The following is an 18,254-nucleotide window of genomic DNA, read 5'->3' as shown; positions in this document are numbered from 1 at the left end:
ATGGCGACCCGCCGCCCTGGATGAAGAAAGCAACTGCTCGCCATGATCGTTTCCCTCACCCCAGCCCTCTCCCAAAGGGAGAAGGTGAGCAAGGTTGAGCGACTTTCACGTTAAAAGACTCGATCGAATGACTACCAAGCCTAACCAATACGACAGTTCCCACATCAAGATTCTCAAAGGGCTCGATGCGGTGCGCAAGCGTCCGGGCATGTACATCGGCGATACCGACGATGGCACGGGTCTGCATCACATGGTCTTCGAGGTCGTGGACAACTCGATCGACGAAGCCATGGCAGGTTACTGCAAGCGTATCTGCGTGACGGTGCATGAGGATGAATCGGTTACGGTCTCCGATGATGGCCGCGGCATTCCTGTCGATATCCATCCCGAAGAGGGGCGCTCGGCGGCCGAAGTGATCATGACGGTGCTCCACGCCGGGGGCAAGTTCGACGACAACGCCTACAAGGTCTCGGGTGGTCTGCACGGGGTGGGCGTTTCCGTGGTCAATGCCTTGTCCGAAAGGCTCTGGCTGGAGATCTGCCGGGGCGGCAAGCGCTACAGGCAGGAGTACCGGGACGGGGAGCCCCAGGCGCCCTTGGCCGAAGTGGGCCAGGCCGACACGACGGGCACGACGGTGCGGTTCAAGCCCAGTCCCCAGGTCTTTTCCAACATCGAATTCCACTATGAGATTCTTGCCAAGCGTCTGAGGGAGCTGTCCTTTCTCAACTCCGGCGTGCGGATCGAGCTGGAGGACAAGCGCAGTGGGAAGGGCGAGGTGTTCGAGTTCGATGGCGGGATCAGGGCTTTCGTCGAGCACCTGAACAAGAACAAGACGCCGCTGTTCGACAGGGTATTCCATCTTCAGGCCGACCGGGATGGCGTTGGCGTCGAGATCGCCATGCAGTGGAACGATTCCTACCAGGAAAACGTCTTCTGCTATACGAACAACATTCCCCAGCGCGACGGCGGCACCCATCTGGCCGGTTTCCGCGCCGCCCTCACCCGCACCGTGAACCAGTACATCGAAGAGCAGGGGCTGCTGAGGAAGCAGAAGGTCGCCACCGTGGGCGACGATGCCCGTGAAGGACTGACCGCCGTCCTGTCGGTGAAGGTGCCCGACCCCAAGTTCTCCTCCCAGACCAAGGAGAAACTGGTGTCATCGGAAGTGAAGTCCGTGGTCGAGTCGGTCATGGCGGAGAAGCTGAACGACTTCCTGCTGGAGAATCCGTCGATTGCCCGAACGATCGCCAACAAGGTCGTCGACGCGGCCCGCGCCCGGGAAGCGGCCCGGAAGGCCAGGGAAATGACGCGCCGGAAGTCGGCGTTGGATATCGCGGGCCTGCCTGGCAAGCTGGCGGACTGCCAGGAGAAGGACCCTGCGCTTTCCGAGCTGTTCATCGTCGAGGGAGATTCCGCCGGCGGTTCCGCCAAACAGGGACGGGACCGGCGCAGCCAGGCCATACTTCCGCTCAAGGGCAAGATCCTGAACGTCGAGCGGGCTCGGTTCGACAAGATGCTGTCATCGGAAGAAGTCGGAACCCTCATCACGGCCTTGGGGTGCGGCATCGGCCGGGAGGAATACAACCCGGACAAGCTGCGCTACCACCGCATCATCATCATGACGGACGCCGACGTCGATGGCTCGCACATCCGTACTCTTCTCCTGACCTTTTTCTACCGCCAGATGCCGGAACTGGTCGACCGTGGCCACGTATACATCGCGCAGCCGCCGCTTTACAAGGTCAAGAAGGGGCGCCAGGAGCACTATGTCAAGGACGACGCCGAACTCAACGAATACCTGCTGCAACTGGCCATAGACAAGGCGCGCCTCGTCGTCGATGAGGAAGCTCCGCCCATCCAGGGGCAAGGCCTGGAGAAGCTTGCGCACGAGTACCTGCATGTCAGAAAGCTGATCGATCGGCTTGCCCACCGGTACGACGAGGCGTTCCTCGAGGCCTTGACGGTGCTTCCTCCTTTGTCTGCCGCGGAGCTCGGTGACGTCGCTCGCTGTCGTGACTGGTTCGCGGAGATCGAGCGGGTCCTGAATGCGGAAGGACCGGCGCGCTACGTCGTCTCGGTACAGGCCGGGGATTCCCCGGGAGACTTCACCGTGCAGGTGACCCGCCGTCTGCACGGGGTCGAGCGGACCTTCGAGGTCGGAGCGGGGTTCTTCAGCGGCAACGACTATGCGGTCTTGAGCGCTTTCGGCCGGAGTGTGGCAGGTTTGTTCGGCGATACCAGTGCAATTTGCTTCGACAACGAACGCCGGCCGGTGCGCTCATTCAAGGAGTCGTTCGACTGGATGCTGACCGAGGCCAAGAAGGGACAGCACATCCAGCGCTACAAGGGATTGGGGGAGATGAATCCGGAACAGCTTTGGGAAACGACCCTGGATGCCAACACGCGCCGACTGTTGCAGGTCCGTATCGAGGACGCCATCGCGGCAGACGAGGTGTTCACCACCTTGATGGGGGATCAGGTGGAGCCGCGGCGCGATTTCATCGAGCGCAACGCGCTGCAAGTGGCGAACCTGGACGTGTGATGCAGGAGGCCGTCCCGCTCCGGCGCGGGGCGGCTGCTCACGGCTTGTGCTTGGCGGAAGCCGGGCCGGCGTACGCGCTGAACTTGATTCCGTAATCCAGCTTGGCGAGAGAATTCAGCAAAGCCTCCGGATGGGTCAGCCACAGAGGCTTCCTTATCCCGCCGGCACTCTTCCGTTCCAAGTGTCCGAGCAGGGCATTGATGTGGAGTTCCGGCACGCCAGCCAATCTCAGGTAGTGCTGAAAAGTCGAGCGGAGAGCCTCGGTCCGCCGGCCGCTCCGTTTCAGTCCGTGTCTTTCCAAGTGTCTGCTCAGCCACATCCCCACATTTTGTCCTTTGCTGCCCAATCGCGGGATGATCAAGCCGGGCCAGAGGGTGTCGAGACTGGAGACGCCTTCGACGTAGGCCAGTAAACCCAGGTCGATCAGTTTGGGATGCACCGGCACCATGCGTTCGGATTTTCCTCGAGCGGTCGATGCCACGAACCGGAAAGCCGGAATCCGGTTGTCGAGCAGCGCTATGTCCCTGGGCTCGAGCTGGCAGATTTCCCCGATGCGCGCGCCCGTATGCAGTTGAATCAAGGGAACCCAGTACTTATAGGGCGTATCGAAATCGGCGGCGGTTTCGTCGCCTTCGAAAAACGCCCGCAACTGTTCCTGCGTGAACGGTTTGTCCGCCGGCTGCTGGCGCTGCTCCGCCACCACGGTGCCCGTCGGCAACTTGCAGCCGCTGCAAGGGTTTTCCGCGAGAGCATAGCGTTCCTGGCCGATCGCCCAGTTGAACAGGGCGGAGAGGGAACTCAGGTGGCCGTTGACCGTGGACGCGGAGAGACGCCGCCCCTCTGAAAGTTCCTTTGCGAAGGCGGTGACGTCGGAACTGCGGTATTCCGAGAGAGGCCTGTCGCCGAGGATCTCGATGAAACGCAGCAGATGGTTTTCCGCCTGCCGCAGCCGTTCGAACCGGACTTTGCCGTGCTGATCCCGGATGTACTCCCTGATGATCGGGAACATCGTAGGGACACCGCGTTGACGTCGCCGATGTCCGTATCGCTCGACGGCCCTGCCTTCTGCTTTTTTGACCTGGGGCTGGCTTTGCTCTTCGGCGTTCATGGTTGCAAGCGATCTCTTTCGAGGCATGGGTTGCGGCGTTGAGGATACCTGTCGCTTGTGGCGGGAGGCCCGACGGCGTGGAACATGCCTTCAGCATCCTTATTCAATAACCCTACCAAATCATTTGGTTTGGTTCTTGGACAATAATGTATTCGAATAGGACTATTCTTTACTTGGGAGCTGGGACATGTCTGAGAATCCGGCATCCTCGAAGAAGGCGGGCATCTCCCGGCCGATACCCGCGGTCATTTTCAGTCCGTTCGAAGTCAGGAGCTTCGGCGTGCCTGCGGCCGTGTCCGCTTACGGAGGTTTCAGCCATGAAGACCGAGCTGTCGTTTGATTCCACCGCCATCGCCGAACGCGATCGTTTCGAGATGTGGCGGGAAATGTTCTGCTTGAAGATGTGGGGCATGGACATCGTGCATACGGATCCCCGCCCATTTTTCGCCCGCTGCCGCTTCGTGAGTCTCGGCGCGGTGGGGGTCGTGCGGAGCGAGTTGAGTGGCGCGGACTACATACGCACGCCGGATTTGATCCGGGTGCATGATTCCGACGATTTTGGCTTTCACCTCAGTCTGCTCGGCGGTTCGCGGGTCGCTCAGGCGGGGCGCTATGCCGAAATGCCCCGTCCGGGCGGAGCGCTTCTGTCCAGCGGCCAGCCCTGCGTCGTTTCCACCTTGCCGAAACCGGGAAACGCCCGCTATCAGGGTTACTGTCTGCATTTGCCGAGGAGAGGTCTGCTGCAGCGCGTTCCAAAGGCTGAACGCCATCTGGCCGAAGTCTGTTCCGGCCGTGAGCCGCTGAATCTTCTGGTGCAGTACCTGGACCTCCTATCAGGCAACGATGCGGCCTTGCAGTCCCCCGAGCTGAGCGAACTCGCCGGGGAGCACGTGCTGGACCTCATTGCCCTGGTGCTCGAACCCGGGCGCGATTCGGAACACCAGGCGGAGCAGGGGGGGCTGCGTGCCGCACGGCGAATGGCATTGTTGAAATATCTGGAACAGCACTACCGGGACGAGCGTCTTTCGGTGAAAACGGTCGCAGCCGCGCTGGGGATTTCCGAAAGCTATCTGCACCGCCTGATGGCGGAGAGCGGAGAGAGTTTCACTGAAATGGTCAACCGCCTGCGTCTGGAGCGGGCGAAGCGCATGCTCGAAGACCCGGGATGCGACGGCCTGCGCATCGGCGAGATCGCGTTCGCCACGGGATTCAGCGATTTCACCTATTTCAACCGGCTGTTCCGGCGGCGCTTCGGCGATACGCCCGGGGCATTCCGAGCGGATCGGCCGGAGCGGGGCGACGCGATGCGGTGATCGTCTTCGCCTGCCCTGGGGAGGGCCGGTCACTCCACGTTCTGGACCTGCTCGCGCATCTGCTCGATCAGTACCTTGATGTCTACGGCGGCGCGGGTGGTTTCGAGGTCGGCCGACTTGGACGCCAGCGTATTGGCCTCGCGGTTCATTTCCTGCATCAGGAAGTCCAGGCGGCGCCCCGCGGGCTCCCGTTGGGTAAGAATGTGCCGCATTTCGGTGGCATGCGCGGTCAGCCGGTCCAGCTCCTCGGCGACGTCCATCTTCTGCGCGAGGTAGACCAGTTCCTGCTCGAGGCGGGAGGCGTCGGGGGTGGCGGCCACGTCGGCCAGGCGCGCCGTCAGCTTGTCCCTGAGCCCCACGAGAACCGCCGGCAGGCGCTCCCGTACCGCACCGACCGCGCGTTGGATGTCGGCACACCGCTGGTCCAGCAGCGCCGCGATCTGGGCACCCTCGCGTTCACGGAACGCCAGCGCCTCGGCCAGGGCGCGGTCCAGCACGGCGAGAATGCCGGACTCCAGCGAGGCGATGTCCGGCTCGCTTTCCTGCATGACGCCCGGCCAGCGCAGCAGTTCGACGGCGCTGAAGCTGGCCCAGTTCCTGTCTTCCAGCGCTTCGATGCTTCGCAGCGCATCGAGCAGGTCGCGCACCAGTTCCGGATTGACGCGTGTCGGGCCGGCTTCCTGAGCCAAGGGCTTCCAGGCCAGGGTGCATTCCACCCTGCCCCGTTTGAACGATTCGCCTATCTTGTTGCGCACCTCCAGCTCCAGGCCGCGCAGCGGATCCGGCAGCCGCAGGCCGAGGTCGAGATAGCGGTGATTGACGGCGCGCAGGTCCCAGCTCACCCGCCAGTTGTCCACCGTCCCTTGCGCGGCCCCGAAAGCCGTCATGCTGCGGATCATGATGTTTCCTCGTCCCCGTTCAAAGTCCCGCATACTATGCCGTGCGGAGGATCAGGTAAAACCCCTCGCCGACGACGCGTCACGGCGCCGGCCGCAGCCGTAGCGTCTCCCGCGGCGGGCCCGGCTCGAACGGCAGGGGCCGGCCGGCGGCCCAGGCATCCTGCTGATCGCGGTAGTGCGGCGATAGCGGATGGCCGGACTGGCCGGCCGGCATGTGCAGGATGCCATCGCCGTGATGACCGGGCGATACCACCAGCCGTTCGCTGGCCCCCTGATTGGGCGTCAGCACCCGGATGCAATAGCCGCCACAGCCGGCGCCGTCCACCGGCGGCATGTCCAGCAGCGCCGACACCAGGGGCAGGTTCTTGCTGAAGGGATGCCGGACCTCCACCCGGTTGACCCGGCCCCAGGGCAGACCTTCGAGTTCGGCGGCGCCGAATTCCTTTCTGAGTTCGTCCACGCTCTGTACGAGTACGCCGCGAAGAAAACCGTCCCAAGAGCCGCCGCGGTCCGGGACGGTGCCCGGCAGGCGCGAGGAAATCAGCGCGCGCAGCGGCGTCTCCGCCTCGCGCCAGGCATACACGAATCCGGGGTCGGCCTGGTCGCAGCGTGCCAGCAGGCGGGAGAATATCGTGCGGGCGAGATTGCGGCGGTAGCGTACCAGCAGCGCGATGCCGCGGCTGTCCGTCTCCATCCGGCCGTCCCAGGCTTCCACCGCCCGGCGGGCGTCGGCGAGAGCCGGGTCGCCGGCGTCCGCCGTCAATGCCAGAACCAGGTCGCGGTAGAACTCGAAGAACTCGCTGCGGGTATCGAGCTGCAAGCCGAACAGCTCGGTTTCGGTGAGCGCCGGCGCCTGCTTCAGGCTTTCGCCGATGCGGTAGGCGCGATAGCTGTTGGAATAGTTGTGGCCGATGACGTAGGGATAATCGCGGCCCAGCGTGCGGTTGTTGGCCGTGGCGAGGAACCCCGAGGCGGGATCGACGACTCGCGGCAGCCGTTCGGGCGGGATGAAGCCGTCCCAGGCGGCGGCGCCGTCGCTCCAGCTCCGGCTCACCGAACCGTCGAAACCGCGCCGCAGCGGAAACCGGCCGGTGAGGGTCCAGGCGATACGCCCTGCCCGGTCGGCCAGCACCACGTTCTGCGGCGGGCTTCCGGCGCGGTTCATGACCGCGATGGCCGAATCCAGGTCGCCGGCGCCGTCCATGTCCAGCAATCCGAGATCGACCCCTTGGGCCTCGAGCGCGGTCCAGCGCAGCGCCACCGGCTGGCCCTGCAGCGGCTCGGTCATGACCGGTCCCCAGCGGCTGGATTTCAGTACCAGGGTCTCGTCCGCGCCGCCCTTCACGCGCACGGTTTCGGTACGCGTGTCCAGCGTCGCCCAGCCTTCGGGCGTGCGGTAGCGGTCGGGTTCGGATGCGTGCATTTCCAGCTTCACCAGGTCGAGCACGTCCGCGTCGACGTTGGTGAAGCCCCAGGCGATCCGGCCGTTGCTGCCTGCCACCAGCAGCGGCAGGCCGGGAAGGGTCACGCCGCTCATCACGGCCTCGCCATAGCGCAGTTCGGCCCGGTACCAGATGTTGGGCACGCCCAGGTTCAGATGCATGTCGTTGGCGACGATCGCCCTGCCGTCCCGGGTCCGGCTGCCCGCCACCGCCCAGTTGTTGGAGCCGGCGGGCAGCGCCTCGGCGTCCACCCCGGCGCCCAGCGTAAGGTGCCGGGTTTCGCCGAGCAGGTCCGCCAGCGCAGCCGCGGGTACCGGCCGTTCGGGACGCCGCGATCCGCTCCCCCCGGCGATGACCGAGGTGTAGGCGTCGACGTCCGGTGTCAGGAAGGCGAAGACTTCCGGCGGCAAGGTTCCGGCCATCACGCTGAGCATGCGCTCTTCGTCGGGATGGCCGTTGAGGGTCTGGAACATGTTGAGCCCGACCAGCAGGCTGTCCTCGGCCCGCCATGGCTCCGGCGTATATCCGAGGACCAGCATTTCCGGGGCCGGCACGGTCTGCTCGGCCATACGGGCGTTGATGCCCGCGACGTAAGCCTCGAGCGCCCGCCGCTGGGATTCCGGCAGGGCGGCGACGATGGCCGCCGCGGCAAGCCCGAAGGCATAGACGCGCTGCGCCCGGTCGTGCGCCAGGGCCTGTTCTCCGAAGATTTCGGCCAGCCGGCCCGCGCCCTTGCGCCGCATCAGGTCCATCTGGAACAGGCGGTCGCGCGCGTGCAGATAACCCAGCACGCGCATGGCGTCTTCCCGGTTCGCCGCCGCCACCCTCGGAATGCCGAGCCGATCGAACTCGACGGTGGCGGGATGGGCGAGCCCCGGCAGGACGCTCTCGCCGCCGCTGGCCGGGAGCGATGCCGCGGCCTTTTCCAGACGGGTGCCGGCATAGGTCGCAAGGGCTAAGACCCCGAAGCCGGCGAGATACAGGATATGCTTGAATTTCATGGTGAAAGCGCTTCGGCGCCGCAACAACAATTCGAGTATACTGACGCGCTTTTCATCGGATAAGCAAGCCCATATGAGACCCAGCGGACGCAGTCCCGATCAACTCCGTCGCATCGCCTTCACCTGCAACTACACCAAGCATGCCGAAGGCTCGGTGCTCGTCGAATTCGGCGATACCCGCGTCATCTGCACCGCCAGCGTGGAAGAACGGGTTCCGCCTTTCCTCAAGGGCAAGGGCAGCGGCTGGATCACCGCCGAATACGGCATGCTCCCCCGCGCCACCCACGAACGTACGGGTCGCGAGGCCGCCCGCGGCAAACAGGGCGGGCGGACCATGGAGATCCAGCGCCTGATCGGACGCTCCCTGCGCGCCGCGCTGAACCTGGAAGCCCTGGGCGAACGCACCGTCACCATCGACTGCGACGTCATCCAGGCCGACGGCGGCACCCGCACCGCCTCGATCACCGGCGGCTACGTCGCCTTGGCGCTGGCCGTGCAGCGGCTGCTGAAGAACCGCAAGGTCAAGACCAATCCGGTGCACGGCCAGATCGCTTCGGTCTCGGTCGGCATCTGCCAGGGCGTTCCCGTCCTCGACCTGGACTACGCCGAGGACTGCGACGCGGAAACCGACATGAACGTGGTCATGAACGACGCCGGCGCCTTCGTCGAAATCCAGGGCACGGCCGAAGGCCACGCGTTCCGCCGCGACGAGCTGGACGCCATGCTTCGTCTGGCCGAGAGTGGCATCGCCGATCTCCTGCTGCACCAGCAGGAAGCGCTGGAGAGCTGCGGCATCACGCGTTAACGTGAAAGTCGCAGCACCTTTACTCCCTTCTCCCTCTGGGAGAAGGGCCGGGGATGATCGTTAGGCCATCCATGCGGCGCAAAGTCGTCCTCGCCAGCAACAACGCGGGCAAAATCCGCGAACTCCGGCTCTTGCTCTCAGCGCTGGGCTTCGAGATCGTCGCCCAGGGGACCCTGGGGATTCCGGACGCCGAGGAAACCGGCTCCAGCTTCCTCGAAAATGCGCTCATCAAGGCGCGGCATGCGGCCAGGCTCAGCGGCCTTCCGGCCATCGCCGACGATTCGGGGCTCGAAGTCGATGCGCTGGGCGGCGCGCCCGGCGTGTATTCGGCGCGCTATGCCGGCTCGTCGGCCTCCGACAGCGACAACATCGACAAACTGCTGGCCGCCTTGAACGGCGTCGAGGTCGGGCGCCGCGGTGCACGCTTCCGCTGCGTCATGGTGTTCGTCCGCGAAGCGGAGGATGCCGACCCCGTCGTCGCCGAAGGGCGCTGGGAAGGCCGGATCGGCGAGACCCGCCGCGGGAAAGGCGGCTTCGGCTACGATCCCGTGTTCATCGTACCGGAACTCGGGCTTTCGGCCGCCGAACTCCCGCCGGAGGACAAAAACCGCCTGAGCCATCGTGGCCAAGCCGCCTCGCTACTGGCCGGCCGATTGCGGGACCTGGCAAGCGGCTGATCCGCCGGGTTTTGCGGGCTGTCATCCAACTGTGCATCGACAGCCTGTGGAAAAACCACCACAATTCAGGCCATGGCCCGGATGTTCCGAACCGCCGGCTCCCGCGAAGACAGAAGGTGCATATGACCAGTTCCGATACGCTCAAATTTCTCGAATCGCTCCTGGCCAAGGACTTCAAGGCCGAACACCACCGGCGCCAGCCCCGCAAGCGCGCCGAGCCCCTCGTCATCACCCTGTCCCGCGATTTCGGCGCCGGCGGCGAGGCGCTGGCCGCGGAGCTGGCCCACTTTCTGGATCTGCCGATCTACGACAAGGAGATTCTCGACCGGGTCGCTCAGAAGACCCGGATCGACAAGATTCACCTCGAGCATCATGACGAAGACAGCGCCGAGCGCATCAGCGACCTGCTCTACAACCTCGTGTTCGGCACGGCGGCCACGCGCCACGATTACCGGCGGGCGCTGATCGAAGTGGTCACCGAGCTGGCGAAGAACGACTGCATCATCGTCGGGCGCGGCGCCCACCTGATTCTGGCGGGCCGCAAGGTGTTCCGCCTGCGCGTGGTCGGATCGCGGCCGGTCTGTGGCGAACGCGTCGCGGCCGAGCTGGGCATCGACCAGGCGGAAGCCGAGCGCCTGGTGTTCGAGACCAACAACAAGCGGCACAAGTCGGTCGAGACGCTGTTCAGCGACCTGTATGACGAATGTTCGCTGGAACACGCCATCAATTTCGATCTCGTGCTCAACACCGACCATCTGCCGCCCGGCAACGCCACGCCGACCGTGCTCATCGCGGCGCAGCAGTTCGGCTTCGAAATCTTCGACCTCCACCAGCGGGAGGCCACATGAGCCCGACGGAGGGACAGGCCGCCTCCCGCCTGCTCCAGGTCGAGATCGTCGACGTTTGCCGAAATATTTTCTCCGGGCGCTGCAGCCGGGTCGTCGCCCCGGCGGTGGACGGCGAGGTCGGCGTTCTGCCCCGGCATACGCCGTTCCTGACCCGGCTCCGGCCCGGCGAGATAAGGCTTAGGACCGAGGCCGGCGAAGACCAGTACTTCTATCTGTCGGGCGGCTACATGGAAGTGCAGCACTGGGAGGTCAGCATCCTGGCCGACCAGGTGCTCCGCTCCGAGGAAATCGACCGCGAAGCGGCCCTGGAGGCCAAGCGCGGCGCCGAGCGCATGCTCCGCGAGAACCGGATTCCCAGCGAGCGCGACCGCGCCTATGTGGAATTGCTCAAGGCCCTGGCCCAGTTGCGTCTGCTGGAGAGGCTGAGCGCGCAAAAGCTGGGCCGGACCTGGCCCTGACCCTGCGGCGGCAAGCCGCGAACGTGATAGTTCGAGGAGATCCATCATGACGATGAAAAAGCGTGTCTATGCATTCGCCGAGGGCGACGGCAAGAACAAGCGCCTGCTCGGCGGCAAGGGCGCCAACCTCTGCGAGATGACGCAGATCGGGCTCAACGTGCCGCCGGGTTTCGTCATCACCACCGAAGCCTGCCTCGAATACCAGGTCGACAAGACTCTGCCGGCCGGGCTGATGGACGAAGTCAAAGGCCACATGACCCGGCTCGAACAGGCGACCGGTAAGCGGTTCGGCGATCCCGGCAATCCTCTGCTGGTCTCGGTGCGTTCCGGTTCGGCCCTGTCCATGCCGGGGATGATGGATACCATCCTCAACCTCGGCCTCAACGGCGATACCCTACAGGGCCTGATCCGGCAGACCGGCAACGAGCGCTTCGGCTACGATGCCTACCGGCGGTTCATCCAGTTGTTCGGCAAGGTCGCCCTCGGCGTCCCCGACGATCTGTTCGACGCCGAGTTCGAAGCCGTCAAGCATCAGGCCGGGGTTGCCGCCGACATCGGCCTGAGTGCCGCCCACCTCGCCGACATCGGCGAACGTTTCCTCGCCGTCGTGCGCCGCCATACCGGCAAGCCTTTCCCCGAGGACGTCTACGAGCAGCTCGAGATCGCGATCCGGGCGGTGTTCGACTCCTGGATGGGGAAGCGCGCGGTGGACTACCGCCGTGAATTCCGCATCACCCCGGACCAGGCCAACGGTACCGCGGTGAACGTGGTGACCATGGTGTTCGGCAACATGGGCGACGATTCCGCCACCGGGGTCGGCTTCACCCGCAACCCTGGCACCGGCGAGAACGAAATGTTCGGCGAGTACCTCGTCAACGCCCAGGGCGAGGACGTGGTTGCGGGAATCCGCACGCCCAAGCCCGTGCACGAGCTGGCGAGCGAAATGCCGGCGCTTTACGCCCAGCTGGTGGAACTGCGCGACAAGCTCGAAGGCCATTACCACGAGGTGCAGGACTACGAATACACCATCGAAAAAGGGATCTTGTACTGCCTGCAAACGCGCAACGGCAAGATGAACGCCCAGGCGATGGTGCGCACCTCGGTCGAGATGTGCCAGGAGGGTCTGATCACGCGGGAACAGGCCATCCTGCGGGTCAACCCCGCCCACCTGGAACAGTTGCTCCATCCCTGCCTAGACACCTCGCACAAGCCCGTGCCGCTGGCGCAGGGGCTGCCGGCCTCACCCGGCGCCGCCAGCGGCCGGTGCGTGTTCGACGCGGACCAGGCCGAGCTGCTGGGGCGGGCCGGCGAAAAGGTCATCCTCGTGCGCGAGGAGACCAGGCCGGAGGACATCCACGGCTTCTTCGCCTCCCAGGGCATCCTCACCAGTCGCGGCGGCAAGACCTCGCATGCCGCCGTGGTTGCCCGCGGCATGGGCAAGGCCTGTGTCGCCGGCGCCGAGGGCATCAGCGTGGACAGCCGGGCGCGGCTGGCCACGGTCGGCGAGGTGACCCTGCGCGAAGGCGATGTCATCACCATCGACGGCAGCACCGGCAATGTCTACCTCGGCGAGATTCCGACGATCGCGCCGACCTTCTCCGATTACCTCAGGACGCTGCTGTCCTGGGCCGACGAGGCCGCGCATCTCAAGGTCAAGGCCAACGCCGATACGCCGGAGGCGGCGAAGCAGGCGCGCGAATTCGGTGCCGTGGGCATCGGACTGTGCCGCACCGAACGCATGTTCAACGCCAGCGACCGTCTCCCGGTGGTCGTGGAGATGATCCTGGCGCCCAGCGTGGAGGAGCGGAAGGCGGCGCTGGACAAGCTGCTGCCGATGCAGCGCGGCGACTTCCAGGCGATTTTCACCCTGATGGCGCCGTACCCGGTCACCGTCCGTCTGCTGGACCCGCCGATCCACGAGTTCCTTCCGGGCGAGCATTCGCTGGCGGACGAGATCCAGGCGCTGCGGGAATACCGCCTGGTGGCCAAGGGTCGGGCAGCGGCCTTGAGCGCGCTCGGCCGCGCCGCCGAGGCGGACGGCGTCGGCGAGGATGCCGTGGCGGCCGTCATCGCCCGCAAGGAGCGGCTGCTGGCCAAGGTCCGGGAGCTGCACGAGATCAACCCGATGCTGGGGCACCGCGGGGTGCGGCTCGGCATCACCTTCCCGGAAATCTACGAGATGCAGATCCGCGCCGTGCTCGAAGCCGCGGCCGAGTGCGCCAAGGCGGGCGTGGCCGCCGCCCCGGAAATCATGGTGCCCCAGGTCGTCGACGGCGCGGAACTGGAATGCGTCCAGGCGATGGTCGATCGCCTGCGGCAGGAAATCGAGGCCAGCCACGGGGTCCGGCTCGATTTCAAGTTCGGCAGCATGGTCGAAACCGTGCGCGCCTGCGTGAGTGCCGATGGGCTGGCGCGTACCGCGGAATTCTTCTCCTTCGGCACCAACGACCTGACCCAGGCGACCTGGTCGTTCTCGCGCGAGGATGCGGAAAACAAGTTCCTGCCGCAGTACATCGGCGGCGGCATCCTCAAGGAAAATCCATTCGAAGTGCTCGACGTCGCCGGTGTCGGCGCCATGATGCGCATGGCGGTGGAAAAGGGGCGCGCCGTCCGTTCCGACCTCGAAATCGGCATCTGCGGCGAGCACGGCGGGCATCCGGGCTCCATCCGCTTCTGCGACGACATCGGCCTCAGCTACGTCTCCTGTTCGGCGCCGCGGGTACCCGTCGCCCGGCTGGCGGCGGCACACGCCGCCTTGATGAACGGGGATTGAGGCCCGCTTTACAGGGAGGGAATTCGCCCGCGCGGCGCGTGGAGGCCGCGGTTTGCCTTCGTTACACCGCGTCCGTATACTTCGCCGACCTTGTAACGACTGGCCGAATCGAGGAGCGCGCCGTGGAAAAGCCTTATATCCTGCACATGTTCACGCCGGAAAAGAATCTGAGCCCGTTCGATGCGAACATGGCGCTCGATGCCGGCTGGTTGTCCCTGGTGCCGTATACGAACCTGGAGCCGGGGGAAATCACCGCCATGGTGCAGGACGCGATCTTCTCGCGCAGTCTCTCCGGGGTGAAGCGCACCGCCATCTTCATCGGCGGCCGTGACGTCGGCACCGCCATGGCCATGCTGCGCATCGCCCAGAAATCGATGGTGCCGCCGTTCGAGATTTCGGCTTTCGCCGATCCGAGCGGCGCCTTCACGACCGCCGCGGCGATGGTGGCGATGGCCGAGGGCGAGCTGCGGAAGCATCACCAGACCGGCCTCGAAGGCAAGTCGGTGCTGGCATTGGGCGGCACCGGGCCGGTCGGCCAGATCGCCGCCGTGCTGGCGGCCCGTGCCGGCGCCAAGGTCAAGATCATCGGGCGCCAGCTCGAAAAGGCCCAGAAAGTCGCCGAGCTGTGCAACGCCGAATTCGGCGAAGGCCAGACCGCCATCGAGGGTGACGCCGACGCCAACAAGGGCGAACTGCTGAAGACCGCCGACGTGGTCTTCGCGACCGCCGCCGCCGGCATCCAGGTGCTCAGCGCCGAACTGCTGGCGGCATCGCCCCAGCTCAAGGTGGCCGCCGACGTCAACGCCGTGCCGCCGTCCGGCATCGCCGGATTGGGGCCCCATCACAAGGGCACGCCGATCGAAGGTTCGCCGAGCGGGGCCATCGGCATCGGCGCGCTGGCCATCGGCAACCTCAAGTACCAGGCCCAGCACCGCCTGCTGCTGCGGATGCGCACCACCGACAAGCCGGTCTATCTGGCATTCAACGACGCATTCGAGATCGCCCGCGAAGTCGTCCGCGGCGGTTGAGCCGGGCCTGACGCCGTTTTTGTTACCGATATTCTTCCCGAGACAGACCCAGAATGGAAAAACGCGCCATCCTCCACATGTTCGACCCCATGCCGCATGTGAGCCCCTTCGACATCAACATGGCGGTCGACGCCGGTTTCGAGGTCATCGTTCCCTATAGCAACGTCAAGGCGGAAGAGGTGCATGGCCTGGTGCAGGATGCGATTTTCTCGCGCGGCCCGGCGGGAGTGAAACGCACCGGCATCTTCATCGGCGGGCGTGATCTGGCGGTCGCCCTCACCATGTTGGAAACCGCCAAAGCCGCGATGGTGCCGCCGTTCGAAGTGTCGGTGCTGGCCGATCCCAGCGGAGGGTTCACGACCGCGGCGGCGCTGGTGGCGCTGGTCGAAAAGCAGCTCAAGCTGAAGCACGGTGCGGAGCTGGCCGGGCAGCGCGCCGTGGTTTTCGGCGGCACCGGCCCGGTGGGCATCGCCACCGGCGTCATCGCCTCGCTGGCGGGGGCGGACGTGACCCTGGTCGACCCGTTCAACGTCGAAACCGCGCAGGCCAAAGCCGACGAGTACAACCAGCGCTGCGGTGCCCGTCTGCACGGCACTTTCGCCGGCTCGGAAGCCGACAAGGCGCGCCTCTTGTCGAATGCCGACGTCGTGTTCTGCACCGCCAAGGCCGGCGTCGAGGTGCTCAACGCATCGGTACTGGCCGATGCCAACCGCCTCAAGGTCGCCGGCGACGTCAACGCGGTGCCGCCGCTCGGCATCGAAGGGATCAAGCTGAAGCACAATGGTGAGCCGCTGGTGCATGCCGTCAACAGCCCAGGTGCCGTCGGTGTGGGAGCGCTTGCCGTCGGCAACGTGAAATACCAACTGCAGAACCACCTACTGGCGCTGCTGCTGCAGTCGGAAAGCCCGGTCTTCTTCGATTTCCGGGCTGCGTTCGAGCGGGCGCGCGAAATCGTCTGACAGCGGATGTCTTCTTGAGAAGCCAACAAAAAACCCTGCCATCGCGGCAGGGTTTTTTGGGTGCAGGAATAATCATCTGCCTTCGGCTGGACCGGGCACCCGGACGGCTTCGATGGCGGTGGTGTCGAGCGTTCCCAGCCTCACGGCCTGTCGTGCGTTGATCCAGCGGCCCGCCGCGAGCCCGCCAAGCATGCAGGCCATGAAAACCCACACGCCGGCATCGGTCGTGACGAGGGAAACCACGGCAGGTCCGGGACAATAGCCGGACAGTCCCCAGCCAATCCCGAAAATCGCGGCGCCCCCCACGAGGCGGGCGTCGACGTATTTCCGGACCGGGAGATCGAAACGGTCTCCCAGGACGGGGCGCTTGCGCCGCAGAATCCGCGGAAACAGGGTAAAGGTCAGGCCCACCGCTCCACCCATCACCAGCATCAGCGACGGATCCCAGTTTCCGCCGACGTCCAGGAACGCCAGGATTTTCCCGGGGCGGGTCATGCCGGCCAGTCCCAGCCCCAATGCGAAGATCACGCCCCAAAGGAAAGCGCTGAAAATTGGCATGCCGGTTCAACCTCCGTTCAGGCGGTTGAAAAGGAACACGGTCGCCATGCCGGTGCTCATGAAGGTCAGCGTGGCGACCAGAGAGCGCAGAGTCCGTCGGCCCAGGCCGCAGACGCCATGTCCGCTGGTGCAGCCGTTGCTGATCTGTGCCCCGAGGCCGACCAGAGAGCCACCGATGCCCAGCACCCAAAGCGGCCTCGGGGCTGTTTCGAAAGCCTGCGGATACAAACCGAGCAACAGCAGGCCGGCGGCCAGCAGCCCCAGCACGAAGGCGCCTCGCCATGCCCTGTCTCCGGAAGCGGGCGACAGCATCCCCGTCAGCAAATTACTGATCCCGGCCAGGCGGCCGTTGAAATAGAGAAGGCCGCAAGCGGCCGTTCCGATCAGGACGCCGCCGCCCAGGGCCGACAGTAGGGTTTGAGTGTTCATGAGGACCAAATCGAAGTTCGTAGATAGATCATTGGCACTATATGCGTGCCGTGGAAGTTCGGCAAAGAGCTTTTTCTCATTTCCTTATATTCGAATCCATTCATATTCTCTGTGCCGGTTTTTCCGCTCATTTCCCCTCCACCGGGAAGTGCGTTATCTTGATGCCCGAAATCGGCGGTCGGCGGAGGACCTGAAGTCATGAAAAAGGCTTTCTGGTATGTCGTTTTGCCTGCGTTGCTGTTTGTCGTCCTGGCACAGCGCTTCGGCCATCTTACGGTCAACTTCCCTCTCAAATCCGTGCTCGGCGGTGCGGTGTCCCCTGCCGAAGAGGCTTTGCGCCAACGGATCAGCCTCCCGCCGGGCTTCAGCCTCACGGTGTACGCGGCGGATTTGCCCGGAGCCAGGATGCTGCGCTTCACCAGAACCGGCGATCTGCTGGTCAGCCAGCCGAATGGCGGCGCCGTCGTCCTGCTGGAAAAGGATGCCGACGGCGATGGCCATCCCGACGGCCGGCGGCAACTACTGACAGGGCTCAGCCGGCCGCACGGACTCGACCTCTGGAACGGCTGGCTTTACGTCGCGGAAACCTACGGCGTCGTTCGCGTCCGTTACGACGCGGCCCAGCGGCAGACTTCCGGTGCGCCCGAAACGGTGGTCAGCGGGATACCGGGCGGCGGCAATCACTGGAGCCGCACCCTCAAGTTCGGTCCCGACGGCGGAATGTACGTTTCCGTAGGTTCGAGCTGCAACGTCTGCATCGAAGACGACCCGCTTCGCGCCACGCTTCTACGCTTCGAGCCGGATGGTACCAGGCGGGAAATCTATGCCACGGGCCTGCGCAATACCGTCGGCTTCGACTGGCGCCCTGGCACCCGCGAGCTTTATGGCACCGACAACGGCCGCGATCTGCTGGGCGACGATTTCCCGCCGTGCGAACTCAACCGCATCGAAAAAGGCGGCTTCTACGGCTGGCCCTATGCCAACGGCAACCGCGTCCCGGATCCCGACTACGGCCGAGGGCACGAGGCCGACATCCAGCGCAGCATTCCGCCCGCACACGAATTCAGGGCGCATGTCGCTCCGCTCGGCATGGTTTTCCTCAAAGGCGCAGGACTTCCGCAGGATTACCGTGGCGCCGCCCTGATCGCCCTGCACGGCTCCTGGAACCGATCGAAAAAGCAGGGCTACGAAGTCGTGTCGCTGCATTTCGGTTCCAACGGCCGGATAGCCGAGCGTCCCTTCATGACCGGATTCAATATCGACGAAGACGTCATCGGCCGGCCGGTGGATGTCGCCGAAGGGCCCGATGGCGCCATCTATGTGTCCGACGACTACGCGGGAGCCATCTACCGTGTCCGCTACGAAGCACCCGTCGCCAATTCGCGCGATTGACGCTCGCAACACAATCGACTTG

The 18,254-nt window shown here is 65.0% G+C and carries 15 protein-coding genes; 10 read left to right on the top strand and 5 right to left on the bottom strand.

Annotated features, from left to right (window positions below):
- Positions 1-127: 127 nt before the first annotated feature.
- Positions 128-2,542, top strand: coding sequence for a DNA topoisomerase (ATP-hydrolyzing) subunit B (gene gyrB, locus ABZN20_RS12680; RefSeq protein ID WP_367025492.1), 2,415 nt, complete (start codon positions 128-130; stop codon positions 2,540-2,542).
- A 37-nt stretch (positions 2,543-2,579) separates the two neighbouring features.
- Here the strand turns inward: gyrB and ABZN20_RS12675 are convergent, their stop codons facing one another.
- Positions 2,580-3,551, bottom strand: coding sequence for a phage integrase N-terminal SAM-like domain-containing protein (locus ABZN20_RS12675; RefSeq protein ID WP_255556642.1), 972 nt, complete (start codon positions 3,549-3,551; stop codon positions 2,580-2,582).
- 416 nt (positions 3,552-3,967) lie between these two features.
- Here ABZN20_RS12675 and ABZN20_RS12670 point away from each other — a divergent pair, with 416 nt between their 5' ends.
- Positions 3,968-4,963, top strand: a complete 996-nt coding sequence (locus ABZN20_RS12670; protein ID WP_218808396.1) for an AraC family transcriptional regulator — start codon at positions 3,968-3,970, stop codon at positions 4,961-4,963.
- Positions 4,964-4,992: 29 nt separating this feature from the next.
- Here the strand turns inward: ABZN20_RS12670 and ABZN20_RS12665 are convergent, their stop codons facing one another.
- Together ABZN20_RS12665 and ABZN20_RS12660 are read right to left on the bottom strand one after the other, a co-directional pair.
- Positions 4,993-5,862 carry a YicC/YloC family endoribonuclease gene (locus tag ABZN20_RS12665; protein WP_367025491.1) on the bottom strand — a complete coding sequence of 290 codons (870 nt, stop codon included), beginning with the start codon at positions 5,860-5,862 and terminating at the stop codon, positions 4,993-4,995.
- Between the two features lie 79 nt (positions 5,863-5,941).
- Positions 5,942-8,305, bottom strand: coding sequence for a penicillin acylase family protein (locus tag ABZN20_RS12660; protein ID WP_367025490.1), 2,364 nt, complete (start codon positions 8,303-8,305; stop codon positions 5,942-5,944).
- A gap of 73 nt (positions 8,306-8,378) precedes the next feature.
- Here ABZN20_RS12660 and rph point away from each other — a divergent pair, with 73 nt between their 5' ends.
- From rph to ABZN20_RS12625, 7 genes are all read left to right on the top strand, one after another.
- A complete protein-coding gene (gene rph / locus ABZN20_RS12655) occupies positions 8,379-9,110 on the top strand; it encodes a ribonuclease PH (RefSeq protein WP_218808399.1) in 732 nt (243 codons plus the stop codon).
- 71 nt (positions 9,111-9,181) lie between these two features.
- The gene (rdgB, locus tag ABZN20_RS12650) at positions 9,182-9,787 is read left to right on the top strand and encodes an RdgB/HAM1 family non-canonical purine NTP pyrophosphatase (RefSeq protein WP_367027562.1); all 606 of its coding nucleotides are present in this window, start codon (positions 9,182-9,184) and stop codon (positions 9,785-9,787) included.
- Between the two features lie 122 nt (positions 9,788-9,909).
- Positions 9,910-10,635: a cytidylate kinase-like family protein gene (locus ABZN20_RS12645; RefSeq protein ID WP_218808400.1), complete on the top strand. Its 726-nt coding sequence runs from the start codon at positions 9,910-9,912 to the stop codon at positions 10,633-10,635.
- On the top strand, positions 10,632-11,093 hold the full coding sequence (locus ABZN20_RS12640; protein WP_367025489.1) for a F0F1 ATP synthase subunit epsilon: 462 nt from the start codon (positions 10,632-10,634) through the stop codon (positions 11,091-11,093). Before ABZN20_RS12645 ends, ABZN20_RS12640 begins: the two co-directional genes overlap by 4 nt.
- 46 nt (positions 11,094-11,139) lie before the next feature.
- Entirely contained in the window at positions 11,140-13,866 is a 2,727-nt protein-coding gene (ppdK, locus tag ABZN20_RS12635; protein WP_218808402.1) for a pyruvate, phosphate dikinase, read from the top strand.
- Positions 13,867-13,988: 122 nt separating this feature from the next.
- Positions 13,989-14,894, top strand: coding sequence for an NAD(P)-dependent methylenetetrahydromethanopterin dehydrogenase (locus tag ABZN20_RS12630; protein ID WP_367025488.1), 906 nt, complete (start codon positions 13,989-13,991; stop codon positions 14,892-14,894).
- Positions 14,895-14,947: 53 nt separating this feature from the next.
- The gene (locus ABZN20_RS12625; protein WP_218808404.1) at positions 14,948-15,853 is read left to right on the top strand and encodes an NAD(P)-dependent methylenetetrahydromethanopterin dehydrogenase; all 906 of its coding nucleotides are present in this window, start codon (positions 14,948-14,950) and stop codon (positions 15,851-15,853) included.
- 72 nt (positions 15,854-15,925) lie between these two features.
- Here the strand turns inward: ABZN20_RS12625 and ABZN20_RS12620 are convergent, their stop codons facing one another.
- Both ABZN20_RS12620 and ABZN20_RS12615 read right to left on the bottom strand, forming a co-directional pair.
- Entirely contained in the window at positions 15,926-16,411 is a 486-nt protein-coding gene (locus ABZN20_RS12620; RefSeq protein ID WP_218808405.1) for a DUF6691 family protein, read from the bottom strand.
- Positions 16,412-16,417: 6 nt separating this feature from the next.
- The gene (locus ABZN20_RS12615; RefSeq protein WP_218808406.1) at positions 16,418-16,840 is read right to left on the bottom strand and encodes a YeeE/YedE family protein; all 423 of its coding nucleotides are present in this window, start codon (positions 16,838-16,840) and stop codon (positions 16,418-16,420) included.
- 198 nt (positions 16,841-17,038) lie between these two features.
- Here ABZN20_RS12615 and ABZN20_RS12610 point away from each other — a divergent pair, with 198 nt between their 5' ends.
- Complete coding sequence (locus ABZN20_RS12610) at positions 17,039-18,232, top strand: PQQ-dependent sugar dehydrogenase (RefSeq protein ID WP_218808407.1); 1,194 nt, start codon at positions 17,039-17,041, stop codon at positions 18,230-18,232.
- Positions 18,233-18,254 lie beyond the last annotated feature (22 nt).

The organism is Methylococcus sp. ANG (assembly GCF_040730495.1).
Taxonomy (GTDB): Bacteria; Pseudomonadota; Gammaproteobacteria; order Methylococcales; family Methylococcaceae; genus Methylococcus.
This window is presented reverse-complemented; position numbering and strand designations above follow the sequence as displayed.

What these genes read in the sequence shown, in the direction of transcription:
- ABZN20_RS12670 (WP_218808396.1), top strand. Translation starts at nt 3,968, where the DNA reads ATGAAGACCGAGCTGTCGTTTGATTCCACCGCCATCGCCGAACGCGAT.
- ABZN20_RS12665 (WP_367025491.1), bottom strand. Translation starts at nt 5,862, where the DNA reads ATGATCCGCAGCATGACGGCTTTCGGGGCCGCGCAAGGGACGGTGGAC.
- rph (WP_218808399.1), top strand. Translation starts at nt 8,379, where the DNA reads ATGAGACCCAGCGGACGCAGTCCCGATCAACTCCGTCGCATCGCCTTC.
- ABZN20_RS12615 (WP_218808406.1), bottom strand. Translation starts at nt 16,840, where the DNA reads ATGAACACTCAAACCCTACTGTCGGCCCTGGGCGGCGGCGTCCTGATC.
- ABZN20_RS12645 (WP_218808400.1), top strand. Translation starts at nt 9,910, where the DNA reads ATGACCAGTTCCGATACGCTCAAATTTCTCGAATCGCTCCTGGCCAAG.
- ABZN20_RS12620 (WP_218808405.1), bottom strand. Translation starts at nt 16,411, where the DNA reads ATGCCAATTTTCAGCGCTTTCCTTTGGGGCGTGATCTTCGCATTGGGG.
- rdgB (WP_367027562.1), top strand. Translation starts at nt 9,182, where the DNA reads ATGCGGCGCAAAGTCGTCCTCGCCAGCAACAACGCGGGCAAAATCCGC.
- ABZN20_RS12625 (WP_218808404.1), top strand. Translation starts at nt 14,948, where the DNA reads ATGGAAAAACGCGCCATCCTCCACATGTTCGACCCCATGCCGCATGTG.
- ABZN20_RS12640 (WP_367025489.1), top strand. Translation starts at nt 10,632, where the DNA reads ATGAGCCCGACGGAGGGACAGGCCGCCTCCCGCCTGCTCCAGGTCGAG.
- gyrB (WP_367025492.1), top strand. Translation starts at nt 128, where the DNA reads ATGACTACCAAGCCTAACCAATACGACAGTTCCCACATCAAGATTCTC.
- ABZN20_RS12675 (WP_255556642.1), bottom strand. Translation starts at nt 3,551, where the DNA reads ATGTTCCCGATCATCAGGGAGTACATCCGGGATCAGCACGGCAAAGTC.
- ppdK (WP_218808402.1), top strand. Translation starts at nt 11,140, where the DNA reads ATGACGATGAAAAAGCGTGTCTATGCATTCGCCGAGGGCGACGGCAAG.
- ABZN20_RS12610 (WP_218808407.1), top strand. Translation starts at nt 17,039, where the DNA reads ATGAAAAAGGCTTTCTGGTATGTCGTTTTGCCTGCGTTGCTGTTTGTC.
- ABZN20_RS12660 (WP_367025490.1), bottom strand. Translation starts at nt 8,305, where the DNA reads ATGAAATTCAAGCATATCCTGTATCTCGCCGGCTTCGGGGTCTTAGCC.